Raw genomic sequence first — 22,382 nt, 5'->3', positions numbered from 1 at the left:
GAACGCTACCCTCCCGCGATCGGAAATGGGTGCACCCACCCAACTAGCTAGCAGCAGGGGCCGTTTTGAGCCCCCAAAACGGCCCCTGCTGCTAGCTAGTTGGGGAAGGCGGGGGCGCAGCCGGGGTCCCGTGCCGGCAGGCAGTTTTTTGCGGCTGGCCGTCAGTTTTGCCGCTTCCGGCGTCCGAGGTTCTGCGGATGATTAGAGGAGTGGAAAGCAACAAGAGCAACAACAACAGCAACAGCGGCGCCAAGGGACTGGGCCTGTTCCGGGCCACCGGAATCTATGTCGGGGCGATCCTCGGCTCGGGCGTCCTGGTGCTCCCCGCCATCGCGGCCAAGGAAGCGGGCCCGGCATCGCTCCTGGCGTGGGCCCTCCTGCTGGTGTTCTGCACCCCGGTCGCCTTCAGCTTCGCCGAAATGAGCCGCCAGCAGCCCGACGCCGGAGGGATCGCGCACTTCGTCAAACGCGCCTTCGGGCGCCGTGCCTCGGTGGTGGCCGGATACCTCTTCTACTTTTCAATCCCCTTCGGTGCCCCGGCCACGGCGGTGATCGGCGGCAATTACATCGCCCACGCCCTCGGCGGCGGACGGGAAACCGCGGTCCTCGCGGCGGCAGTGATCCTGCTTGCCGCCTTCGCGAGCAACGCCGTCGGGCTCAGGGTTTCCAGCCGCATCCAACTCGCGCTCATGGTGCTGCTTGTGGGACTGCTCGCGCTCGCCGTCGCTCTCGCGGCTCCCCACGCGAAAGCGGAGAATTTCCAGCCCTTCGCGCCGCACGGCTACTGGGCGGTCGGCGGGGCCGCGAGCCTGCTGTTCTTCTGCTTCGCCGGTTGGGAGGCCGTTTCCCACCTTGCCGGGGAATTCCGGAATCCCGAGCGCGATCTCCGCCGGGCCACCTGGCTCACCCTGATTGTGGTCGGCACCGTCTACATCGGGGTCGTCGCCGCCTCGGTGGCCGTCCTCGGACCGCGGCTTCCCGCCTCGGCGGTGCCCATCGCGGACCTGCTGGAGAAGGGGCTGGGCTCACTGGCGGCCCCGCTCACCGCCGTCGCCGCCGCCGTGCTGACCTTCGGTCCTATCAACACCTTCGTGGCCGGCGCCAGCCGGCTCGGGGCTGCCTTGGCGTCCGACGGCGTGCTGCCGCGTGACCTCGCCCGGGGCGCGGGCCGGGGACAGGTCCCGGCCGGAAGCCTGGCAACACTGGCCGTCCTGACGCTGTTGTCCTTCGCCGCGGCCGTTGGCGGACTCACCGACATGCAGTTCCAGATCGGGGCCGCGTCGGCGTGTTTCACTGCTGTCACCGCGTTCGGCCTGGCCGCCGGCATCCGGCTGCTGCAGCCGCGCACGGCCGCCTGGTACGGCGTGATCGTCGCGGCGGCCGTCATGGTGGCGGTGCTGCTCTTCAGCGGCTGGGCCCTGGTGGTCCCGCTGGTACTGGCAGCCGCCGCCGTCGGCGTCGGCAGGCGTTTTGGTGTGGCCCCGGAACGGGTGACGACGCCGGTGACGGTGCCTCCCTTGCTGGCGGAAGCGGTCCCTCGTGGCCGGTCGCAGGCTGCCGCCCGCCCGTGACACCACGGGCTGCGACGTAGCCGCGCATCAGCCGGGGTGCTGCCCCTGCCGCTGATCCTGTTCCTGTGCCTGCTCCGGGATCGGGCCGCGGGCCGCTTCCTCGCCGGCCCGGACGGTGGCATCGATCATGGAGTTCATGAACCGGGTGACGATCTCCAGTTCCTCCGGGGTGAAGTTCGCCATCGCCGCGCCCATGTGGCGGGCCAGCGGAAGGAACATCGCGCCGCCGTCCCGGTAGGCCTTGGGGGTCATGCGCAGCTGCACCTGGCGGCGGTCAGCCCCCTCGCGCTCGCGGACCACGTGGCCGGAACTGTGGAGCCGGTCGATTAGGGCCGTAGTGGCAGGGGAGCTGAGGTTCAGCTCTCTCCTGAGCAATCCCGGGGTGACGATCTGGTCCCGGGCCGCGTGCCGCATGATGACGGCAAGGGCGTTGAGATCCGTGCGGTGCATGTCATTGCGGCCGCCGGCGGAGTCCACGTAGCGGTTGGCCTCGAGGGTGAATTCCTGCAGGATCCGGACGAGGGGCGGCGGACCGGCGGCTTCGGGGGGGACTGTGTTTTCGGATGAGACCGCGGCTTCGGGCGGGCCCAGGGATTCGGCTGACACGGCGGACCTCCTTCGTCCCTAGATCCTGCCGCGGCGGTCTGACCGTGGCAGGTCGGCACTGTCGACGGCGCCTTCGGGAGTCTACTGCAGTGTCCGCGCAGCGGCCGGACGCCGGCCGTCCCTTCCATTCTCCTCCGCTAATCCGCGCCGCCGGGTTATCTCCATGATAGAGATAGTCTACTATAGAGCTGATTCCCTGTCCCACTCCGCAGCGCACCCTAGAAGGACCCATGAAAACGAATTCGCCCATTACGCCGCGCGTCCCGTTCTGGCTGCGTTGGCTGATCCCCGCCGTGCTCGTCGTGGCCTGGCTGGCGATTGCCGGCATCGGGGGCCCGACATTCGGCCGTCTCAGTGAGGTGTCATCGAACGATCAGGCTTCATTTCTTCCCGCCGGGGCCGAGGCCACCGAAGCCCAGGACTGGCAGGCCAAATTCCGCGACTCCAAGGAAATTCCCGCCGTGATTGTGGTGGAAAGCGACTCCGCCTTCACCCCGGCCCAGCTCGGCGAGGCGGCAGCCCTCAAGGGCAGGCTGGAGGACCTTCAGGCCGGGAGTACCGTGATCGGCCCCATCCCGTCCGAGGACGCCAAAGCGGTCCAGTTCGTGGTGCCCATCGATTCCTCGGCGGAAGTAAAGACGGTGGTCAAGGAACTGCGGAGCGAGGTCCAGGCGTCCGCCCCGGCAGGAATGCGGACCTTCGTGACCGGACCGGCCGGACTTATCGCGGACCTGGTGAGTGCCTTCGCCGGCATCGACGGCATCCTGCTGCTCGTGGCCCTCGGCGCCGTATTCCTGATCCTGCTGGTCGTCTACCGCTCCCTGCTGCTGCCCGTCATGGTGCTGTTCACCTCCGTGTTCGCGCTTTGCGCCTCGATCCTGCTGGTGTTCGGCATGGCCAAGGCCGGCTGGATCCAGCTGAACGGCCAAAGCCAGGGCATCCTGTCCATCCTGGTGATCGGCGCCGCCACCGACTATGCCCTGCTGTACGTGGCCCGGTTCCGCGAAGCCCTGACCCACACCAAGAACCGGACGGCCGCCGCCATCACCGCGTGGAAGGCGGCCTGGGAGCCGATCCTTGCCTCCGGAGCCACCGTGATCATTGCGCTGCTCTGCCTGCTGTTCTCCGACCTCAACTCCAACAAGGCTCTCGGCCCGGTGGCGGCGGCGGGCATCCTCTGCGCGCTCCTGGCGGCCCTGACCCTGTTGCCGGCCCTGATGGCACTGCTGGGCCGGGCCGCGTTCTGGCCGTTCCGGCCCAAGCTGCTCCCGGAGACCGAGCGGGAAGCCGAACTGGTCACCGGGCTGGAGGGCCAGAAGGGAATCTGGCGGGCCACCGGCTCGCTCGTTTCCCGCCGGCCGCGCACGGTCTGGGTCGCCTCGGTCCTGCTGCTCCTCGTGGCGGGCACCGGCATCCTGCAGCTCAAGGCCAACGGCGTCGCGCAGACAGACGTCATCCTCACTGCCTCCAACGCCGTCGACGGCCAGGACGCCCTCGGCCGGCACTTCGACGCCGGGTCCGGGAGCCCCGCGGTGATCGTGGCCGACGCGGACAGGGCACAGGACGTGCTGGCCAAGGTCAAGACCAGCGACGGCGTCGGAGACGCCTACTTGCTGGCCGACGGCGGCGTCCCCATCATGACCGGAGCCGCGGCCATCCCGGGCGCCCCGGCGGCACCGACAGCCCCGGCTTCCCCGGCGATCCGCGACGGAAGGGTCCTGATCAACGCGACGCTGAACTACGCCGCGGACTCCACCGAAGCCGAGAATGTCGTGGTGTCGCTCCGCCGGGAGCTGAAGGAGGTCGACGGCGGCGTGCTGGTCGGCGGCGTGACGGCCACGGCCCTGGATACGAACACCACTGCCCAGCGCGACCTCGTCACCATCATCCCGGTGGTCCTGGGCGTCATCCTGGTGATCCTCATGCTGCTGCTGCGCTCGGTGCTGGCGCCGGTCCTGCTGGTCGCCTCCGTGGTCCTTTCCTACGCCGCGGCGATGGGCGTCTCAGCCTTCGTGTTCAACAACGTCTTCGGCTTCCCCGGAGCGGACGCGACGGTGCCCCTGTTCGGCTTCGTCTTCCTCGTGGCACTGGGCGTCGACTACAACATTTTCCTCATGAGCCGGGTCCGGGAGGAATCGCTCAAGCACGGCACCCGGCCCGGCATCCTGCGCGGCCTCGGCGTGACGGGCGGTGTCATCACCTCGGCGGGCGTGGTCCTCGCGGCCACCTTCGCGGCCCTGGGAGTCATCCCGATCATGTTCCTGGTGCAGCTGGCCTTCATCGTCGCGTTCGGCGTCTTGCTGGACACTGTGCTGGTCCGCTCGCTGCTGGTACCCGCGCTGGCCTACGACATCGGCCCGCGCCTGTGGTGGCCCGGCAAGCTCGGCCGGCCCGGGAACGACGCCGCGGCCCGCGGCGGAATCCCGTCCTCCCGGCCGGCCGAAAATGAGGAGGCCGGGGTCCGCTAGGCAAAACCGAAAACCGCAGCCGCCGTCACTGTTTCTGGACCCCCCACCAGGCCACAGTCGCGGCGGCTGCTTCGTTCAGCGGGGTCGGCGCCTGTCCCAGCGCGGCCTGGCTCGCGGCGGAGTCCATCACAAACGGGCGCTCGAACTGGTACAGCGTCTCCGCCAGTTCACGCATGTCGGAGGAAAAGACCCCCGCCGTCCGGAGCGCCCAGCCGGGGAGTGCCGTGACCCGCGGTGCCCGGGCGCCGGCGGCGTTGGCGAGGGCCCCCGCGATTTCACGCTGGCTTAGCGCAGGCCCGCTCGGTGCATGCCACACCCGGTTCCACAGCTGCGGCCGGTCCGCGGCCGCAATCATGGCGGCCGCGAGGTCCGGAACGTACGTAAAAGTATGCGGCTGGTCCGCCCGTCCGATCACCATCAGGGACTTGCCTGCCAGCACCGGCTTCACCATGCGCTCGCCGGCGTGCGCACCGCGGACCCGCGGCCCGAAGAAATCGCTCGCCACCACGCTCACGGTGTCCGTGGCGGACTCCGCGCGGGCCTTCAGGAGCGCCGTGCGGACCCCTCGCTTGCCGCCCCGGGCCCCGCGCGGGCCCTCCTCAGTCATCGGCCGGTCCGGCGCGCTATAGGAATACAGGCTTTCCGGGAAGACGACGACGGCGCCCGCCTCGCCCGCCGCGGTGAGCACGCTCTGCTCTGCTGCCGGCAGCTCCCTTGCCCAGACCTCGGCGTTGTACCGCGAGCCGTGGATGCAATGAAAGACTGCCGCCGCCCCGCGGAAGGCTTCGCCGAGCCCGGCAGGGTCCGAAACATCCATCGGCCTTTTTTCGACCTGCGGGTGCGAGGGCCCGCTCCCGGACCGCGTCAGGATGCGCACGCGGTGGCCCGCCCCGGCCAGTTGTTCCGCTACCGTCCAGCCGACCGGTCCGGCTCCCGTGACGACGTACAGCCGGGGCGATTGACGCCCGGAGGGGACAGATTGTGACATTCCGATCTCCTTAGAAAGTTATGAGAGCAGTGCTCTCTGAATTCAGAGATGCGCCGCCGGACGAGCCAAGTCAAGAGCAGTGCTCACATTTGTTGACAGTGCTCTTGTTTATGGAATGCTGGACGCATGCCAGAGGACAGGACCACATCCGCCGTCGAGGCCGCCACGGCGGCCGGCCCCGCCGCCGCCGCAGTTTCCCGGCCCCTCACGCCGCGCGAGCGGGCCCGCGCCAGGACCGTCGCCGACATCCTCCGGCTTGGCCGGGAGCATCTGGCGCTGCACGGGGCCGCCGCGCTGTCCCTCCGCGCCGTCGCCCGGGATCTTGGCGTCGTCTCCTCGGCGGTCTACCGTTATGTGGAGAGCAGGGAGGAACTGTTGACCCTTCTCCTGATTGACGCGTACAACGAACTCGGCGACGAGGTGGATGCCGCCGTCGGGGCGGTGCCGGAGGGTGACTTCGGCGGCCGGTTTGCGGCCCTGGGCCGCGCGGTCCGGGACTGGGCGCTGCGCGAACCCGCCCGCTACGGACTTCTCTTCGGCAGTCCGGTGCCTGGCTATCGGGCGCCCGCAGAGCGGACCACCGGCCCCGGGACCCGGGTGATTTCTGCCCTGATGGCGATCCTCGACGGCGCCTTCCGGGCCGGGAAGCTTTCGGCGAGGGGCCTGCGGGGCCCTGCCGTGGCAGCCGGACTGGCCGGGGACCTGGCAGCGATCCGGGCGGAGTTCGGTTTGGCCGTCCCGGATGACCTCCTGGCCCGCGGCGCCCTGGCCTGGACCTCGCTCTTCGGGGCGGTCAGCTTCGAGGTCTTTGGCCAGTACGGCGAGGAAACGTTCACTGACCGCGGGCAGCTCTTCGACCACCATCTCGCGGTGCTGGCCGACGTCGCCGGACTGCCGGCGGGCGCCGCCGCCCCGTAATCCGGAGCCCCCTGTTGCCCCGGGGTGGCGCTCGATAGACTGCCCCTGCGCCCGCACGGGCGCGCCCGATGCTTCCAGGAAGGACCCATCAATGTCCGAAGAAAACGTCCCTGACGAAAACATGCCTGACGAGAACATCACCGGAAAGCAGGCGTCGGTCCACGCCGAGGGGGGTGTCGAAGCGGGCGCCGCGGAGGGTGAGCCAGAGCCGGCCCTGGCCGAGGGGCAGTATGTCGAGGGTGACTACGGCTCCGCCGGCACGACGGGCGAGGTTCCGCCCACCGCCGTCGAGGGGGAATATGCGACGGGGGACTACGGCGATGCCGGCCTGGCCGGAGGGGCCGCCGTCAGCGAGGTTGAAGGCGATTATCCCGAGGGTGACTACGGCGACGCCGGGGTTGCCGGCGAGCCCGCCGCCGTCGCCGAGGAAGGGGAGTATCCGGAGGGGGACTATGGCACTGCCGGTACGGCCGACGGGCGGCGCCTCGGCGGGCCGGAAGCCGGCACCTCCTCCGCGGACGACACCCGGCAGGACGAGAATTAGGCGGGACGAGAACCAGGCCTGACGAGAACCAGGCCTGACGAAAACCAGGCGCGACCAGAAAGAGAACAACGCCGGGCCCGGCGCAACGCGAGATCCGGCGCGAGATCCGGTGTGCGGTCCGACGTGCGGTCCGGTGCGCGGCACGGGTTCGCGCAGGGCGAAACGCTGCCCTGGAAAGCGCCGGATGGCCTGAAACCCGGGGAAATCGGGCGATGAAGAGCGGCCGCGGACCGCGCCGAATCCAAAGTTGAGTCGATGTCGCTCAACTTTGGATTGACTTAATTCCGGGTCTGGGTAAAGTTGAGTGTAGATCGCTCAATAACTGTCGGGCCCCTGGTTTAGACCTTTTCGGTTGAAACCTCTGCGGGTCCGCGGCCTTCTCAAAGATTCCAAGGAAAGTAAGGAAGCAACCCATGTCACGTGCAGTAGGTATCGACCTCGGAACCACTAACTCCGTCGTCTCCGTTCTCGAAGGTGGCGAGCCCACCGTCATTGCCAACGCCGAGGGCGGCCGCACCACGCCGTCCGTTGTTGCCTTCTCCAAGTCCGGCGAGGTCCTCGTCGGCGAGATCGCCAAGCGCCAGGCCGTCAACAACATTGACCGCACCATCGCGTCCGTCAAGCGCCACATGGGCACCGACTGGACCGTCGCCATTGACGACAAGAAGTACACGGCGCAGGAAATCTCCGCCCGTATCCTCATGAAGCTGAAGAACGACGCCGAGTCCTACCTCGGTGAAAAGGTCACCGACGCGGTCGTCACCGTCCCGGCCTACTTCAACGACGCCCAGCGCCAGGCCACGAAAGAAGCCGGCGAAATCGCCGGCCTGAACGTCCTGCGCATCGTCAACGAGCCCACCGCGGCTGCCCTGGCCTATGGCCTGGACAAGGGCAAGGAAGACGAACTCATCCTGGTCTTCGACCTCGGCGGCGGAACCTTCGACGTCTCCCTCCTGGAGGTCGGCAAGGACGAAGACAACTTCTCCACCATCCAGGTCCGCGCCACCGCCGGTGACAACCACCTCGGCGGCGACGACTGGGACCAGCGCGTCGTGGACTACCTGCTGAACCAGCTCAAGGTCAAGGGCATCGACCTCACCAAGGACAAGATTGCCCTGCAGCGCCTCCGCGAAGCTGCCGAGCAGGCCAAGAAGGAGCTCTCCTCCTCCTCCAGCACCAACGTCTCCCTCCAGTACCTGTCCGTCACCCCCGACGGCCCGGTCCACCTGGACGAGCAGCTGACCCGCGCCAAGTTCCAGGACCTCACCAAGGACCTGCTGGACCGCACCAAGAAGCCGTTCCAGGACGTCATCAAGGAAGCCGGCATCAAGCTCTCCGAGATTGACCACATCGTGCTCGTCGGCGGTTCCACCCGCATGCCGGCCGTCTATGACCTCGTGAAGGAACTGGCCGGCGGCAAGGAGCCCAACAAGGGCGTCAACCCGGATGAGGTCGTCGCCGTCGGCGCTGCCCTGCAGGCCGGTGTCCTCAAGGGTGAGCGCAAGGACGTGCTCCTGATCGACGTCACCCCGTTGTCCCTCGGCATCGAAACCAAGGGCGGCATCATGACGCACCTGATCGAGCGCAACACGGCCATCCCCACCAAGCGGAGCGAAACCTTCACCACGGCGGATGACAACCAGCCGTCCGTGGCCATCCAGGTCTTCCAGGGCGAGCGTGAGTTCACCCGCGACAACAAGCCGCTGGGCACGTTCGAGCTGACCGGCATTGCTCCGGCCCCCCGCGGCGTCCCGCAGGTCGAGGTCACCTTCGACATCGACGCCAACGGCATCGTGCACGTCTCGGCGAAGGACAAGGGCACCGGCAAGGAACAGTCGATGACAATCACCGGCGGCACCGCGCTCTCCAAGGAAGACATCGACCGCATGGTCCGTGACGCCGAAGAGCACGCCGCCGAGGACAAGGCACGCCGCGAGGCAACCGACACCCGCAACACGGCCGAACAGCTCGCCTACTCCGTGGACAAGCTGATCGCCGACAACGCCGACAAGCTGCCCGAAGAGGTCAAGACAGAGGTCAAGGCCGACGTCGACGCCCTCAAGAAGGCCCTCGAAGGCACCGATGACGCCGCCGTGAAGACCGCGTTTGAGAAGCTGCAGGCTTCCCAGAGCAAGCTCGGCGAGGCCATCTACGCTCACGCAGGATCCCCCGACGGCGCCACCGGCGCACATGGTGCCCCCGCAGGCGAGCAGGCAGCGGGCTCCGACGAGGACATCGTCGACGCCGAAATCGTTGACGAAGACGAGAAGAAGTAATCATGCCGCATCACGGTAACGAAGAAGAGCACGGTTCTTCCGAGAGCCGGCGCGAGGCTGAACAGCGGGAGAACGAGCCGCAGAAGCCGGTGATCCACGACAACCGCAAGGTTGACCCGAAGACCGGCCAGGCCCGCCACCCCAACCAGGAGCACGCCGGCTCCGGGGACGCCCTGTCCCAGGCGGAGGACATCCTCAACAGCGTTGAGGTGCCCGCCGCGGAGTCGGTGGCCCAGGGTGCACCCGGCGCGGCCGAGGCGGAGGAGCTCAGGGATGACCTTCGCCGCCTGCAGGCCGAGTACGTCAACTACCGCAAGCGGGTCGAACGCGACCGCGCCGTGGCAGGGGAGATGGCCGTCATCGGCGTCCTGAACTCCCTGCTCCCGGTACTGGACGACGTCGACGCCGCCCGCCAGCACGGCGACCTCACGGACGGTCCTTTCGCCGCGATCGCCGCCAAGCTGGAGACCGCGCTGAAGACGTACGGACTGGTCCGCATTGATGAGACCGGCGTGGAGTTCGATCCCACGATCCACGAGGCCCTCATCCAGCAGCCCGGCACGGACATCGAATTCGACACCGTCAGCCAGGTCCTGCGCTCGGGCTACAAGTCCGGAGACCGCGTCCTCCGAGCGGCACAGGTAATCGTGGCAGTACCGGCGTAGTCTCCTCCACGCCTTCGCGGATGAGGGGACCCCGCCCCTGCGCGTGGCGGCTAAGGTCCTGCGGACCATAGCCGCCACGCTCCGGCAGGCCCGATGCCACTCCCGGGCCCCCTCATCCGCTACGGCGTTCAGCGTTCGCGTCGCCTAAGGTGAGATGATCACAAGCTCGGAGCGATACATGGGCCCCGGGAGTGGCATCGGGCCTGTCGAAGCCGGGTGGCTTGGGATCGCAGATCCCAAGCCACCCGGCGAAGGGGCGGGGGCCCACGTATCGCGGAGAGCTCGGCAAGAACAGATTTGAAAGGAAACGCCATTGGCTAGCCAGGATTGGGTGGACAAGGACTTCTACAAGATCCTTGGTGTCGCCAAGGACGCTTCCGACGCTGATATCAAGAAGGCTTACCGGAAACTTGCCCGGCAGCACCACCCGGATACCAATGCGGGCAACACGGCGTCGGAGAAGAAGTTCAAGGACATCTCCGAGGCCTATTCCGTGCTCTCGGACGCCGATGAGCGCCAGCAGTATGATGCCATCCGCGCGATGGGCGGCGGCGCACGCTTTGCCCCCGGCGGTGGCGGCGGGGCTGCCGGCGGGGCGGGCTTCGAAGACCTCTTCGGCGGCCTCTTCACCGGCGGCGGGGGACGTCATTCCGGCGGCTACAGCACCGCCGGCGGGATTCCGCCCGAGTTCGCGGATCTGTTCGGCGGCGGCGGATTCGGCGGCGGGGGCCAGTCGTTCCAGCGCGGTCCCCAGAAGGGGGCCGACCGCACCGCCTCCACGTCGATCTCCTTTGCCGGGTCAATCCGCGGCACCACGATCGGGCTGCGCGAACCCGACGGCGAGGTCATCGACGTCCGGATTCCGGCCGGTATCAAGGACGGGCAAAAGGTCCGCGTCCGCGGCAAGGGCCAGTACGGTCCCGCCGGGAACGGCGACCTCATGGTCACCGTCTCCGTGAAGCCGCATGATTTCTACGTCCGCGACGGCGACAACCTCCGCGTCCACGTCCCGGTCTCCTTCCCGGAAGCGGCCCTGGGTGCCGACGTCGAGGTCCCGACGATCGACGGCGACAAGGTGAAGGTCAGGGTCCCCGCCGGGACGCCGTCCGGCCGTACGCTGCGCGTCAAGGGCCGCGGCGTCAAGCACGCCAGCGGCGCCGGCGATCTGCTGGTGACAATCGACGTCGCTGTTCCGCGGCGGCTGAACAAGGAAGCGGAGGAAGCCGTGAAGGCCTTCGCCGCGGCAACCGCCGGGGAGGACCTCCGCGCGGGCCTGGCAGCCAAGGCCCGGCTCTAGGAGCCCAGCCATGGCCATCGATTTCGATCAGCCGATCTTCGTCATCTCCGTAGCCGCCGAGCTCGCGGACATGCACCCGCAGACGCTGCGCCAGTACGACCGGTTGGGGATCGTCTCGCCCAGCCGCGCGCCCGGTAAGTCGCGGCGCTACTCGCAACGGGACGTGAACATGCTCCGCGAGGTCCAGCGGCTCTCCCAGGAGGGGGTCTCGCTGGAGGGCATCAAGCGGATCCTTCAGCTCGAGAACCAGGTGGCCGCCCTGCAACGGCGCGTCACCGAGCTCAGTGAAGAACTCGAACGTCGCCCCCGCCCCGTGGACTCGCGCATCTTCGCCGCGGGAGCCGCGGGCGACGTCGTCAGCCTGGCCCGCGGTAAGCGCCCCCAGGCGAGGTCGCAGGCGCTCGTGGTCTGGCGACCGCGGGGAATCGACTAGGACCACCGGGGGCGCCCCGGCACGTAGCCGCAGCAGCGAACTGAGTACACCGGAACCTAAGCAGGTAACGAACCGTCCGATAGTCGGGTACCTCCTTCGCGTGACGTCCTGCCGGGATCCCGCGTTGAATTGGGGTGTCAGAAAGACTGGCATGACGTACTCACAGCTTCTGCGGGAAGTCCGGGTGCGGGGCCAGCCGAGCAGCGCAGACGCCGGGGGGCACCGCATGCATGATTCAGCCAGATTTGATTCAGCCATTTTGAATTCAGCCATTTTGGATCCAACCACGGGTGATCCGTCCACGTTTGATCCGCAGGCGCCATGAGCACGGGATTCCAGCCGGCCGTCCTGTTTGCCACCTCCCTGCCGGGGGCCATCCTGATGACCCTGGGGCAGACCCTCGTGGTCGTATGCGTGTGCTTCGACTTCGTCCGCGCAGTGTCCGTGCCGCGGTCTCACCGCCGGTATGTGGCCAACACCGTCTTCCGCACGCTGGCCCTGCCTTCCATTGGGGTCATGGCGTTCAGCGTGCTCATCGATGCCGCCTCCGGTTCCTGGATGGACGTCGCCTCAGGGGTCTTCGTCATGGTGGCCGTGATCTTCCGCTGGCACCATGACACCGATGAAGACAGCTGGTGGAAGGGCAAAGGCAAGGCTCTGGGCCGTTGGCTCCGGGACCGGGCGGCCTCCCGGTCCCTGGTTGCTCCGGCCGCGGCGTGAAAAAGCCCTTGCTGTCCGGGCGTTCCAGGGTGTCCAATCCTTAACACAAGGCCCTGCAGGGCACGAGTGGATGCGACGCCAGGAGGTTCTCATGCCGTCGAAGGGCGCCAAGGCTCCGTCGAGGAGTCCGGTCCGGGGCACGTCTGATCTACGGCGCGCCGACGCCAACGGCGCCGCGCCGCCGGAGCAGCCGGACAGGATCCGCAATGTGGCCCTCGTGGGGCATTCCGGTTCCGGAAAGACGATGCTCACCGAGGCCCTGCTGGCCGCCACGGGGGCGATCGCGCGCAAAGGCTCGATCGCCGACGGCACGACCGTGAGCGATTCGGATCCCTCCGCCATCGCGCAGCAGCGCTCCGTGGCGCTGGCCGTGGTGCCCGTGACGGCCGGGGACATCAAGATCAACCTGCTGGACACCCCGGGCTACACGGATTTCATCGGTGAGCTGCGCGCAGGGTTGCGTGCGGCGGATGCGGCGCTGTTTGTCGTCTCAGCCACCGACGACGTCGACGCCGCGACCACCGCGCTTTGGAGTGAGTGCCAAAGGCTCGCCATGCCGCGTGCCGTAGTCATCAGCCGCCTGGACCATCCGCGCGCGGATTTCGACACCGCCGTCGCCCGCTGCCGTCTGGCATTCGGCGACACCGTCCTTCCGCTCTACCTTCCGGTCCGCGATGACGCTGCCGTCACCGGCCTGCTGGGGCTGCTGACCGGGACAGTGTCCGAATACGCTCCCGACGAACCGGCGCCCGCCACCCGCGCCGCGACCGGCGCCGAACTCGCCGCATCCGAGTCCGCGCGGGGCGCGCTCATCGAGGGGATCATTGCCGAGAGCGAGGACGAGACGCTCATGGACCGCTACCTCGGAGGCGAAGACATCGCCCCCGAGGTCCTTGTCTCGGATCTGGAGACAGCCGTGGCCCGCGGGTCCTTTCATCCGGTGCTCCCGGTGTCCTCGGAAACCGGACTCGGCCTGGCTGAACTGCTCGACGTCCTGGTGCGCGGGTTTCCGACGCCCGCGGAGCGAGCCGTTCCTGCGGCGACGGACCTCGACGGCGGGGCTGCGGGCCCGCTGGCCTGCGACCCCGAGGGGCCACTGCTCGGCGAAGTGGTCCGCACGACGATCGACCCGTTCCTCGGCCGGGTCTGTCTGGTGCGGGTCTTCTCCGGCACGGTGCGGGAGGACGCCGCCATCCATGTGGGCGGCCGCGGCATGGCCGACCGAGGCCACGAGGACCACGACAGCGACGAGCGGATCACGCACCTGTACTCGCCGCTGGGATCGGGCCTGCGGCCGGTCCCGTTCTGCGTGGCCGGGGATATCTGCGCCCTCACCAAACTCGGCACCGCCGAAACCGGCGACACGATTTCGGCCAAGGACCTGCCGCTGCTGATCGCCCCCTGGGACATGCCGGATCCGCTCATGCCGGTGGCCATCGAAGCGGCCACCCACGGCGACGAGGACGCCCTGGCCCGGAACCTGGGCAAGGTCACGGCCGGCGACCCGACGTTGCGGGTGGAACGCAACTCCGAAACCCACCAGCTGATCCTGTGGTGCATGGGCGAGGCGCACGCCGACGTCGTCCTGGGCAGGCTGCGGGACCAGGGCGTGAACCTCCAGACCGTCCCGGTCATCACACCGCTGCGGGAGACATTCGCCGCGCCGGCGGCCGGCCACGGGCGGTATGTCAAACAATCCGGCGGCCACGGACAGTACGCCGTCTGCGACATCGAGGTGGAGCCCCTGGACCGTGGTGCCGGGTTCGAGTTTGTCGACAAAACGGTGGGCGGGGTGATTCCCGGGCCGTTCATCACCTCGGTCGAGAAGGGGGTCCGGGCCCAGATGCAGAAGGGCGTCTCCGCCGGATTCCCGGTGGTGGACATCCGGGTGACACTGGTCGGCGGCAAGACCCACAGCGTGGACTCCTCCGACGCGGCCTTCCAGGCCGCCGGGGCCCTGGCCCTCCGGGAAGCCGCGGCGGCAACCCGCATTCAGTTCCTGGAGCCGGTCTCGGCCGTGACCATCAGCGTTTCGGAGGACCACGTGGGCGCCGTGATGAGCGACCTCTCCTCCCGCCGGGCCCGCCTGACCGGAACCACGTCCGCCGGGGATGACAGCACCGAGATCAGCGCCGAGGTTCCGGACCAGGAACTGTTGCGGTACGCGGTGGAGCTGCGGGCCTTGACCGCCGGCAGCGGCCGGTTCCGGCGCAGTTACCTGCGCCACGAACCGGTGCCCGCCACCGCGGCACCAGCGGCCCCTAACAAGAACGGTGTCAGCCGTTGATGATTTGCGGGACGCCGAGGGCTTTGAGGCCTTCGGCGCCGAATTCGAGGCCGTAGCCGGATTGCTTGGCGCCGCCGAAGGGGATGCGGGGGTCCACGGCCCCGTGTTTGTTGATCCAGACGGTGCCGGCCTCGAGCCGGGCCGCCACCGTGCGGGCCGCGGCGGGGTCGGCGGACCAGACGGAGGCGCCGAGCCCGACGTCGAGGGCGTTGGCCATGGCGACGGCCTCGTCGACGGTGCTGTAGCGGATGATCGGCAGGGCAGGGCCGAACTGTTCCTCCGTGACGAGGGGGTTGCTGTTCTCGATGTCCGCCACGAGCGTGGCCGGGTAGAAGTGGCCGGGCCGGTCCGGGTCCGGGTCGCCGCCCAGGAGAATCCGGGCGCCGGAGTCGCGGGCGGCGTCCACGAGTCGGGCGACGATGTCGTATTGCTGCCGGTTCTGCAGCGGGCCCAGGACGTTGGTCTCGTCCAGGCCATTGCCCATCGGCATGGCGGCGGCGACCGTGGCGAGTTCGGCGCAGACAGCGTCGTAGAGGGTGTCGTGAACGTAGAGGCGCTTGAGCGCCGCGCAGGTCTGGCCGGTGTTGATGAACGCGCCCCAGAAGAGGCCTTCGGCGATGGCTTTGGGGTCGGCGTCGGGCAGGACGATGCCGGCGTCGTTGCCGCCGAGTTCCAGGGTGAGGCGTTTGACGGTCTCGGCGGAGGACTTGATGATGGCCTTGCCGGTGGCGGTGGAGCCGGTGAACATGATCTTGCCGACTCCGGGGTGTCCGGCCAGGGCCTCGCCGACGTCGCGGCCGCCGGAGACTGCGGTGAGGAGGCCGTCGGGGAGTTCCTGGTTCAGGACGTGGACCAAGGCCAGGACGGAGAGCGGGGTGTATTCGGAGGGTTTGACCACGACGGCGTTCCCCATCCGCAGGGCGGGGGCGAGCTGCCAGACGGTGATCATCATGGGCCAGTTCCAGGGTCCGATCGCGCCGACGACGCCGATGGGCCGGTAGTGCAGTTCGGCGCGGGTTTCGCCGTCGTCCACCACGGTCTCCGGGTCCAGGGGCGTGGCCGCGGCGGCGCGGAGCCACGCGGCGCAGGCACCGACCTCGAAGCGAGCGTTCGGGCCGTTGAGCGGCTTGCCCTGTTCGCGCGAGAGCAGACGGGCGAGTTCCTCGGCGGAGCGTTCGACGGCGTCCGCGGCCTTCAGGAGCGCGGCGGACCGGGCGTCGTGGCCCAGGGCGGCCCATTCGGGCTGCGCGGCTGCCGCGGCGGCGATGGCCTGCTCGAGGTCCCGGACGGTGTGGACCGGCGCCTGCCCGACCGGCTGCCCCGTGGCGGGGTCCAGGATGGTCCGGGTTTCCCCGGATGTCGGGGCGATCGCGGCAAGAAGGGCGTCGTAGGTTTCCATGGGGGTACTCCACATCGAGTAGTTGAGGCACTGGTGGCCGTACTGTCACGTCCGAGTGTCCTCCGGCGCCGGAGCCCCAGTCTTGTCTTTGCGCGAACTGCAGTTGACCCACTGCGAAGGATCCCGATGGCCCTGGTTCCGGCCGCGCTGGATTCCATTGCGCTGGATTCCATTGCGCTGGGGAACAACAACCGATCACGGATCGACAAAAGGGTGACGGGCGCCACCTGCCATGCTGGATTTCACGGTGCTCAGCACCCCCATTCTCAGACCTCCCTATCTCAGACTCATGACCGTTAAGAAGGATCCGATGAGTATTTCAAATTCCGAGTCCCGGACCGCAGAATCCAGTCCCCGCACGGAGCACTCCACCGCCCTGCGCGCCGGCAGCGTCGGCGTCATGGGCATTCTCTTCTTCGTCTTGTCCGCCCAGGCGCCGTTGACCGGAATCGTCGGCGCCTCACCGCTGGCCGCGGCCCTCGGCAACGGTCCCGGCGCCCCCGGGGCGTATCTCGTGGTGGGCATCGTCATCGTGATCTTCGCCGTCGGGTTCGTCGCGATGAGCCGGAAGATCCAGGCCAACGGCGCCTTCTACGCCTACGTGACGGCCGCGTTCGGGCGGAAGATCGGAGCGGGAGCCGCGTGGCTGGCCCTCCTCGCCTACAGCACGGTCCAGGCAGCGATGTACGGCCTGTACGGCGCGGCATTCTCAGGGCTCCTCGGATCCGCCGGGATCGGGGTCCCCTGGTGGCTGCTGGCCGTGGTCACCATGGCGGGCGTGCAGGTGCTGGGTTCCCTCAACATCGAGCTCGGGGCGCGGGTCCTGGCGCTGCTCGTGGGCCTCGAGGTTGCGATCCTGCTCATGTTCGGGTTCACCGTGCTGATGCGCGGCGGCGGACCGGAGGGAATCAGCCTGGCTGCGTCCTTCTCTCCCGCGGCAATCGCCACCGGCGCCCCGGGCGTGGCCATCATGTTCGCCGTCGCCTCCATGTTCGGCTTCGAATCGACGGCCATCTACTCGGCGGAGGCCAAGGACGCCCACCGCACGGTGGCCCGTGCCACGTACCTGTCCGTGGGGGTCATCGCGGTCTTCTTCTCCTTCATTTCGTGGATGCTGGTCAGCTACTACGGCCCCTCGCACGTCATCGATGCCGCCGGCGCTGCCCTTGAATCGGGCGACTCCACCTCCTTCGTTCTGACCCCGATGGTGGAGCTGTTCGGGCCGTGGGCCGGCATCGCCACCGGCATCCTGCTTGTGACGTCCCTGCTGGCCGGCATCATCGCCTTCCACAACGGCATCAACCGTTACCTCCACTCGCTGGCGCTGCGCGGGTCAATGCCCGGCGTCGTGGCCCGGACCAACCGGCACAGGGCTCCCTCCGTGGCCGCGCGGATCCAGACCGTGATCGCGTTCCTGCTCGTGGCGCCGTTTGCCGTGCTGTCCCTGGATCCGGTCCTCACCCTCTTTTTCTGGTTCAGCGGGCTGGCCGTGGCGGCGCTTCTGGTCCTGTATGTCCTTTGCTCCCTTGCCGTCGTGGCGTACTTCCGGCGCGAAAAGATGGCCGGCCAGCTCTGGCAGACCGCGGTGGCGCCCGTGCTCGCCACCGCGCTGCTTGCCTGGGTGCTGTACCTAGTGGTCAGCAACTTCACCGCACTGATCGGCGGGAATGCCGAAACAGCCGTGGGCCTGCTGATCGCGGTCCCGATCGTGTTTGCGGCCGGCGTGCTGGTGGAAGTGGGTGTGGAACGCAAGGCCGCGGCTGCGGGGCTCGCGGCTGATATGTAGTTCGTGTCTGTCAAGGGGCGTGGGGAAGCGGTCCCGGGCTGGGGGTGTCCGGGACTGCTTCCTTTTGGATGCCGGGTTGTCTGGCGGGGGTGGTCAGCGTGTCGTTGGCGACGGCGCGGTCAGACAGACCCTTCTATGGGTGGTGTCAAGCCATGAGTGTGGTGAGTTTGCGGTAGATCTGCCGTGCGATGATCCGCTTGAGGCAGCGGCGGATTTCCCGGCGTGTTTTGCCTTCCTGGGTGCGTCGGTCAAGATAAGCGCGGGTGGCGGCATCGGAGGCCATGCGGGTGCGGGCGATGATGTCCAGGGCCTGGTTCAGTTGCCTGTCGCCGTGCCGGTTGAGACGATGTCTGGTGGTGTTGCCGGAGGATGCCGGTATTGGGCTCACACCGGCGAGGGCGGCAAAGGCGGCCTCGGAACGGATGCGGCCAGGGTGGGAGTATGCGGTCAGGATGATCGCGCCGGTGACCGGTCCAAGACCCCGGAGATCCTGGAGGCCGGGGGCCATCCGATCCACGAGCTGCGCCAGGTCAGCCCGGTTGGTCTCCAGCGCGCTGGTGTGCCGGAGTACCGCGGTAGCGAGGCGTCTGGCCTCGGATCGGGCAACCTTTGTGCTGATGCCGTCTGTTGGGCGGTCACGCCAGGCCGCGATCGTGTGGAGTTGTCGGTCCGTGATGGGCTTGCGGGCATCGATGCCCAGGTCCGTGGTGCGGGCCAGTGCGGTCAGGGCATGACGGTCGGCGGTGCGCTGACCGTCCATGGACCGCCGGGCGGCCAACAGGACCCGCAGGGCGTCCCGTGCCCCTTCTGCCCGCGGCTGGATCAGGGCTGCGGTGTCGGTTCCGAGCACGGCCCGGGCCGCCGCGCGGGCGTCGATCGCATCGGACTTGCCGATGGCGCCACGGTCTTGCCGCTTCGGCGGTCTGGCCTCACACACGGGAAGGCCGGCGGCGCGGAGGGCGCGGGTCAGGCCTGCCCCGTAGGAGCCGGTGCCTTCAACCGAAACCAGTACTTCCCCGGTTGTTCGGCGCTGCATCCAGCTGATGGCGCGGGAAATGCCGGCCTGACTGGCCGGGAAGGTCGAGGTGTCGATGACCTGACCGGTTGCCGAGGCCAAAATGGCGTAGGTGTGGGTTCTCGAGTGGGTGTCCACCCCGATGACGTGCGTGTACTTCTCTGCCACGATGGTCACTGTGGCGTCTCCTTTCGGTAGGGGCCATCACGGCGCCGGTCCGGGGAAGAGTCACTTCGAGGCAAATCTCTAACGAGTCACGGCCGGCCGGTCACGGCGGGGACGGACAACCTTCTATCAAGCCATCGCAGTGGGCCAGACTGGTGCCGCTCCAGCCGGGCGGACGGGTCAGTCTCAAGACACTGCAAAGCGAACAGGTCAGATATGCGCTGAGTCACACCCGGCAGGAATGGCAGCCAGTCTGCCAGCCAGCCTCGGGTCGGCTACTAACCATTAGAGATATGCGCGGGTTGGTTACCGCAGGACGAGGTGCTCGGCTGGAGGTCACCGCTGGTCTAGGAATGTCGGGCGTAACGCGCTGACCGCCCTGCTGCGCACCCTCGACCTGGGAATCGACGCACGTTCCCCGCTGACCGCTGCCCAAATCACGACAGTCCAGGGCTGGCGGCTACGACAGGGCGACGGCGCTGCCGCCACTGTCGCGCGGGCCGAGGCACGGCGGCTCGCGTCCGCCGTCATTGCCCTCGGCACGGAACTGGAGGCCAACCAGCTGGCCCTGGCCGAGCATGTCCAGCTCATGGCCCCGGGAATCCTGGACATCCGTGGGGTCGGCCCAGTGACCGCGGCGATCATCCTGGCCGCGTACTCGCACCATGGCCGTGTCCGCTCGGAAGCGGCCTTCGCGGCACTGGCCGGCGCGAGCCCCATCCCGGCGTCCTCAGGCAACACGCACCGGCACCGGCTCAACCGCTACGGAGACCGCCAACTCAACCGCGCCCTGGACGTCGTCACCCGGACCAGAAGCCTCACAGACCCCGCCACCCGCGCCTACATCGAGCGACGCACCGCAGAAGGCAGGAGCCCACGGGAAATCCGCCGCTGCCTCAAGCGCTTCATCGCCAGACAGATCTTCCGCCAACTCCAAACACTCATGGCTTGACTCGACGCCATAGAAGGGTCGTCTAGGGGCGGTGGCGGGCAGCCGGAAGGGAAGTCAATGCTGCGGGTGCGCCTCTGCGGAAGGGCTTATGCCTGATGCTTGGGCGCAAGCCCGTCGGCGTCACCATGAACGGCACTGGTCAGAACCTCAACAACAGCGAGCTGGCCGGTCGTGTCGGGGAGGCCTGGAAACTGTGGGGCATCAGCAGCCGGCGCAGGCGGCTGGCTCGCTGAACGCATGCGCAGGAGCGCAACGGCGGAAATGAGGAACCACGCGATGTTCGTGACAACGGAAGGCCACGCTTCGTGGACCGCGCCATTGATAATGAAGGCACAAGCGCCGACGAGGTTTGCCGTCTGGAAGCGCCTGCCGGCCTTCAGCCAGCCCATGGAGACAACCAGGTAGGCCGTCAGAATCAGAGCCGCGCCGGCCCATCCGGCGATTTCCCAAAGCACTTCCATTGTGTCCTTTCAAAGAGCGGGCCCACCGCGCTAGCTGCTGGGCTTTCGGATCTTACTTTCGGCCGGGGCCATTGGCGAATGTGTCAGGCGACGGGCCCCACGCCGCCGTCCGCGGCCTCGTCGACTTCAAGGTACAACCCTTCCCAAGGTGCTGCGGTAATCCGTGAACCCGGCACGCTGGGCCGGACCTCGTTGACCGCGGCCTCTTGGCGCTGCCTGGACCCCCGAGGGCGACCTGCGCGGGGGGCGGGTTGAGCCGGACTTCCCGGAGCGCCCCTCGAGTGCGGCATGACCATGAGCATCACCGCTGAAGTGACTGGCGCTCCGGCGCCCGTAGCCCCGGCGGCCCGGGCCGTCGTCGCCGTCGTTATCGAATGGCGGGGAAAGATTGCACTGCTCAAGCGCAGCCGGCACCTGAATCACGACAGGGGCCGCTGGCACTGCGTCACTGGGTTTCTGGAAGCGGACGTGTCACCGCGCCAGCAGGCATCCAGGGAGCTCTTCGAGGAGACCGGGCTGCGGTCTTCGGACCTCCTGGGCCTTCGTCAGGGACCTGCCCTGCTGCTCAATGATGATTCGGGAAGGCCGTGGGTCGTCCACACCTTCACTGCCGTCGCCGCGCGACGCCGGCTGGAAATTGACTGGGAGCATGACTCCTACCGCTGGACTGCTCCCGGGAAAACGCGCCGCTTCACCAACCGGGTTTCCTGGCTGGATGTCGTGCTCGGCGCAACCGGACACCTCGGCAACTGACGCCCCGGCATCCCCGCGGCTGCTTTCAGGCGCCGCGCCGCCAGTCGCTGGGAGACTCGCCGAAGGCATCACGGAAAGAACGGCTGAAATGGGCCGCATCCAAGAAACCCCAGCGCGCGGCCACGGCGCCCACCGGCATCCCTGCCAGGAGCGGATCCCGCAGCTCGCGGCGCGCCCCTTCCAGCCGCTGGGTCCGGATCCAGCTCGCCACGGTGGTTCCCGATTCATGGAAGACATTGTGCAGGTGCCGCGTGGAGATGAAATGGGCCGCTGCGATGGAGGCGGGTGAGAGCAGCGGATCGGCCAGGTGGGCGTCGATGTACTCCCGGACAGAGGCCGCCAGCAGGGCCTGGGGCCGCATGCGGTCGGGGGTCATATCCAGTTCCGAATGCAGCATCGTGGACACGAGGTCAAGGGCATTTGTGGCCAGGCGGGACCCGCTGGGGCCGCTTAGCGCATCCAGGTTCTCCGCGAGATGGGCGATGAAGGGCCCGACGATCGCGGCCAGGCCGCCGTCGGAGGCCATCCGCACGGCCGAAAGCTGCGCGATGCAATCCGGCGGAAGGGATAGTGCGTCCCAGGGGAACATCACCACCATGAGCCGGGCGTCGCCCTCGAAGGCAAGCGTGTAGGGGCGGCTGGTGTCATAGATGGAAAGATCGCCCGGTTGCAGGACCGCCTCGCGGTTGTCCTGGATGAGGAGCCCGGTGCCCTGCAGCTGGAGATTGAGCTTGAAATAGCGCTGCTTGGACTGCGCAATCAGTGCCGGCGTGCGGTGGACCTCATGGCTCGTGGAGGACACCTCCACGAGTGCCACGCGGTCCAGCCTGCGGGCACGCATGCGGCCGCGGAAGTTGTCCGCATCGGCGCTTGAGGCGGCCAGGGGGACGAAGGACTCCGCGACGAGGTGCCGCCAATGGTCGAAGGATTCTGCCGTGCTGGTGCGGACGTCCTGTCCGGCGGGACTGAGCGATGGGCGGGCTGCAACTGCGGTCATAGAAGATCCTGACGCCGTCGTATTTCGGGGACTGTTTACGGGAATGTGTCGTGGGACACATTGCTTTCAGGGTAGCGCCGC

Annotated in this window: 19 protein-coding genes; 13 read left to right on the top strand and 6 right to left on the bottom strand. The window is 68.2% G+C overall.

Annotation, left to right across the window (positions count from 1 at the left end):
- Positions 1-209 precede the first annotated feature (209 nt).
- Positions 210-1,571, top strand: a complete 1,362-nt coding sequence (locus LDO15_RS20675; RefSeq protein ID WP_223981937.1) for an APC family permease — start codon at positions 210-212, stop codon at positions 1,569-1,571.
- Between the two features lie 27 nt (positions 1,572-1,598).
- On the opposite strand, the gene LDO15_RS20670 is transcribed toward LDO15_RS20675, so the two are convergent.
- Positions 1,599-2,084, bottom strand: a complete 486-nt coding sequence (locus tag LDO15_RS20670; RefSeq protein ID WP_223987583.1) for a MarR family transcriptional regulator — start codon at positions 2,082-2,084, stop codon at positions 1,599-1,601.
- Positions 2,085-2,407: 323 nt separating this feature from the next.
- On the opposite strand from LDO15_RS20670, the gene LDO15_RS20665 reads away from it, so the two are divergent.
- Positions 2,408-4,645, top strand: a complete 2,238-nt coding sequence (locus LDO15_RS20665; protein WP_223981935.1) for an MMPL family transporter — start codon at positions 2,408-2,410, stop codon at positions 4,643-4,645.
- A gap of 25 nt (positions 4,646-4,670) precedes the next feature.
- Here the strand turns inward: LDO15_RS20665 and LDO15_RS20660 are convergent, their stop codons facing one another.
- Positions 4,671-5,633, bottom strand: coding sequence for an NAD-dependent epimerase/dehydratase family protein (locus LDO15_RS20660; RefSeq protein ID WP_223981932.1), 963 nt, complete (start codon positions 5,631-5,633; stop codon positions 4,671-4,673).
- A gap of 126 nt (positions 5,634-5,759) precedes the next feature.
- Between LDO15_RS20660 and LDO15_RS20655 the strand changes: the two genes are divergently transcribed.
- From LDO15_RS20655 to LDO15_RS20620, 8 genes are all read left to right on the top strand, one after another.
- Positions 5,760-6,551 carry a TetR/AcrR family transcriptional regulator gene (locus LDO15_RS20655; protein WP_223981929.1) on the top strand — a complete coding sequence of 264 codons (792 nt, stop codon included), beginning with the start codon at positions 5,760-5,762 and terminating at the stop codon, positions 6,549-6,551.
- Between the two features lie 91 nt (positions 6,552-6,642).
- A complete protein-coding gene (locus tag LDO15_RS20650) occupies positions 6,643-7,095 on the top strand; it encodes a hypothetical protein (RefSeq protein ID WP_223981926.1) in 453 nt (150 codons plus the stop codon).
- A gap of 413 nt (positions 7,096-7,508) precedes the next feature.
- Positions 7,509-9,371, top strand: coding sequence for a molecular chaperone DnaK (dnaK, locus tag LDO15_RS20645; RefSeq protein ID WP_223981923.1), 1,863 nt, complete (start codon positions 7,509-7,511; stop codon positions 9,369-9,371).
- Positions 9,372-9,373: 2 nt separating this feature from the next.
- Complete coding sequence (locus tag LDO15_RS20640) at positions 9,374-10,036, top strand: nucleotide exchange factor GrpE (RefSeq protein WP_223981920.1); 663 nt, start codon at positions 9,374-9,376, stop codon at positions 10,034-10,036.
- A gap of 313 nt (positions 10,037-10,349) precedes the next feature.
- Positions 10,350-11,333 (top strand): DnaJ C-terminal domain-containing protein, encoded by a 984-nt coding sequence (locus LDO15_RS20635; protein ID WP_223981917.1) that lies wholly within the window; start codon positions 10,350-10,352, stop codon positions 11,331-11,333.
- 10 nt (positions 11,334-11,343) lie between these two features.
- Positions 11,344-11,766: a helix-turn-helix transcriptional regulator gene (locus LDO15_RS20630; RefSeq protein ID WP_223981915.1), complete on the top strand. Its 423-nt coding sequence runs from the start codon at positions 11,344-11,346 to the stop codon at positions 11,764-11,766.
- A gap of 321 nt (positions 11,767-12,087) precedes the next feature.
- Positions 12,088-12,486 carry a hypothetical protein gene (locus LDO15_RS20625; protein WP_223981914.1) on the top strand — a complete coding sequence of 133 codons (399 nt, stop codon included), beginning with the start codon at positions 12,088-12,090 and terminating at the stop codon, positions 12,484-12,486.
- Positions 12,487-12,577: 91 nt separating this feature from the next.
- Complete coding sequence (locus LDO15_RS20620) at positions 12,578-14,773, top strand: elongation factor G-like protein EF-G2 (RefSeq protein WP_223981911.1); 2,196 nt, start codon at positions 12,578-12,580, stop codon at positions 14,771-14,773.
- Here LDO15_RS20620 and LDO15_RS20615 read toward each other — a convergent pair.
- On the bottom strand, positions 14,763-16,172 hold the full coding sequence (locus tag LDO15_RS20615; RefSeq protein WP_223981909.1) for an aldehyde dehydrogenase family protein: 1,410 nt from the start codon (positions 16,170-16,172) through the stop codon (positions 14,763-14,765). The two genes, LDO15_RS20620 and LDO15_RS20615, sit on opposite strands and share 11 nt — an antisense overlap.
- Before the next feature lie 310 nt (positions 16,173-16,482).
- On the opposite strand from LDO15_RS20615, the gene LDO15_RS20610 reads away from it, so the two are divergent.
- The gene (locus LDO15_RS20610; protein ID WP_223981908.1) at positions 16,483-17,958 is read left to right on the top strand and encodes an APC family permease; all 1,476 of its coding nucleotides are present in this window, start codon (positions 16,483-16,485) and stop codon (positions 17,956-17,958) included.
- Between the two features lie 145 nt (positions 17,959-18,103).
- Here the strand turns inward: LDO15_RS20610 and LDO15_RS20605 are convergent, their stop codons facing one another.
- On the bottom strand, positions 18,104-19,150 hold the full coding sequence (locus LDO15_RS20605) for an IS110 family transposase (protein ID WP_223980383.1): 1,047 nt from the start codon (positions 19,148-19,150) through the stop codon (positions 18,104-18,106).
- Positions 19,151-19,727: 577 nt separating this feature from the next.
- On the opposite strand from LDO15_RS20605, the gene LDO15_RS20600 reads away from it, so the two are divergent.
- On the top strand, positions 19,728-20,090 hold the full coding sequence (locus tag LDO15_RS20600) for a transposase (protein WP_223981906.1): 363 nt from the start codon (positions 19,728-19,730) through the stop codon (positions 20,088-20,090).
- A gap of 86 nt (positions 20,091-20,176) precedes the next feature.
- Here LDO15_RS20600 and LDO15_RS20595 read toward each other — a convergent pair whose 3' ends face one another.
- Complete coding sequence (locus LDO15_RS20595; protein ID WP_223981904.1) at positions 20,177-20,551, bottom strand: hypothetical protein; 375 nt, start codon at positions 20,549-20,551, stop codon at positions 20,177-20,179.
- Positions 20,552-20,845: 294 nt separating this feature from the next.
- On the opposite strand from LDO15_RS20595, the gene LDO15_RS20590 reads away from it, so the two are divergent.
- Positions 20,846-21,304 carry an NUDIX domain-containing protein gene (locus LDO15_RS20590; RefSeq protein ID WP_223981901.1) on the top strand — a complete coding sequence of 153 codons (459 nt, stop codon included), beginning with the start codon at positions 20,846-20,848 and terminating at the stop codon, positions 21,302-21,304.
- A 25-nt stretch (positions 21,305-21,329) separates the two neighbouring features.
- Here LDO15_RS20590 and LDO15_RS20585 read toward each other — a convergent pair whose 3' ends face one another.
- On the bottom strand, positions 21,330-22,301 hold the full coding sequence (locus tag LDO15_RS20585; protein ID WP_223981898.1) for a helix-turn-helix domain-containing protein: 972 nt from the start codon (positions 22,299-22,301) through the stop codon (positions 21,330-21,332).
- Between the last annotated feature and the right edge of the window lie 81 nt (positions 22,302-22,382).

It is taken from the genome of Arthrobacter sp. NicSoilB8, from assembly GCF_019977355.1.
Taxonomy (GTDB): domain Bacteria; phylum Actinomycetota; class Actinomycetes; order Actinomycetales; family Micrococcaceae; genus Arthrobacter.
This window is presented reverse-complemented; position numbering and strand designations above follow the sequence as displayed.

Coding starts and splice junctions, on each gene's coding strand:
- LDO15_RS20620 (WP_223981911.1), top strand. CDS start 12,578: ATGCCGTCGAAGGGCGCCAAGGCTCCGTCGAGGAGTCCGGTCCGGGGC.
- LDO15_RS20610 (WP_223981908.1), top strand. CDS start 16,483: ATGAGTATTTCAAATTCCGAGTCCCGGACCGCAGAATCCAGTCCCCGC.
- LDO15_RS20595 (WP_223981904.1), bottom strand. CDS start 20,551: ATGGAAGTGCTTTGGGAAATCGCCGGATGGGCCGGCGCGGCTCTGATT.
- LDO15_RS20640 (WP_223981920.1), top strand. CDS start 9,374: ATGCCGCATCACGGTAACGAAGAAGAGCACGGTTCTTCCGAGAGCCGG.
- LDO15_RS20585 (WP_223981898.1), bottom strand. CDS start 22,301: ATGACCGCAGTTGCAGCCCGCCCATCGCTCAGTCCCGCCGGACAGGAC.
- LDO15_RS20625 (WP_223981914.1), top strand. CDS start 12,088: ATGAGCACGGGATTCCAGCCGGCCGTCCTGTTTGCCACCTCCCTGCCG.
- LDO15_RS20650 (WP_223981926.1), top strand. CDS start 6,643: ATGTCCGAAGAAAACGTCCCTGACGAAAACATGCCTGACGAGAACATC.
- LDO15_RS20660 (WP_223981932.1), bottom strand. CDS start 5,633: ATGTCACAATCTGTCCCCTCCGGGCGTCAATCGCCCCGGCTGTACGTC.
- LDO15_RS20615 (WP_223981909.1), bottom strand. CDS start 16,172: ATGGAAACCTACGACGCCCTTCTTGCCGCGATCGCCCCGACATCCGGG.
- dnaK (WP_223981923.1), top strand. CDS start 7,509: ATGTCACGTGCAGTAGGTATCGACCTCGGAACCACTAACTCCGTCGTC.
- LDO15_RS20655 (WP_223981929.1), top strand. CDS start 5,760: ATGCCAGAGGACAGGACCACATCCGCCGTCGAGGCCGCCACGGCGGCC.
- LDO15_RS20600 (WP_223981906.1), top strand. CDS start 19,728: ATGGCCCCGGGAATCCTGGACATCCGTGGGGTCGGCCCAGTGACCGCG.
- LDO15_RS20630 (WP_223981915.1), top strand. CDS start 11,344: ATGGCCATCGATTTCGATCAGCCGATCTTCGTCATCTCCGTAGCCGCC.
- LDO15_RS20590 (WP_223981901.1), top strand. CDS start 20,846: ATGAGCATCACCGCTGAAGTGACTGGCGCTCCGGCGCCCGTAGCCCCG.
- LDO15_RS20665 (WP_223981935.1), top strand. CDS start 2,408: ATGAAAACGAATTCGCCCATTACGCCGCGCGTCCCGTTCTGGCTGCGT.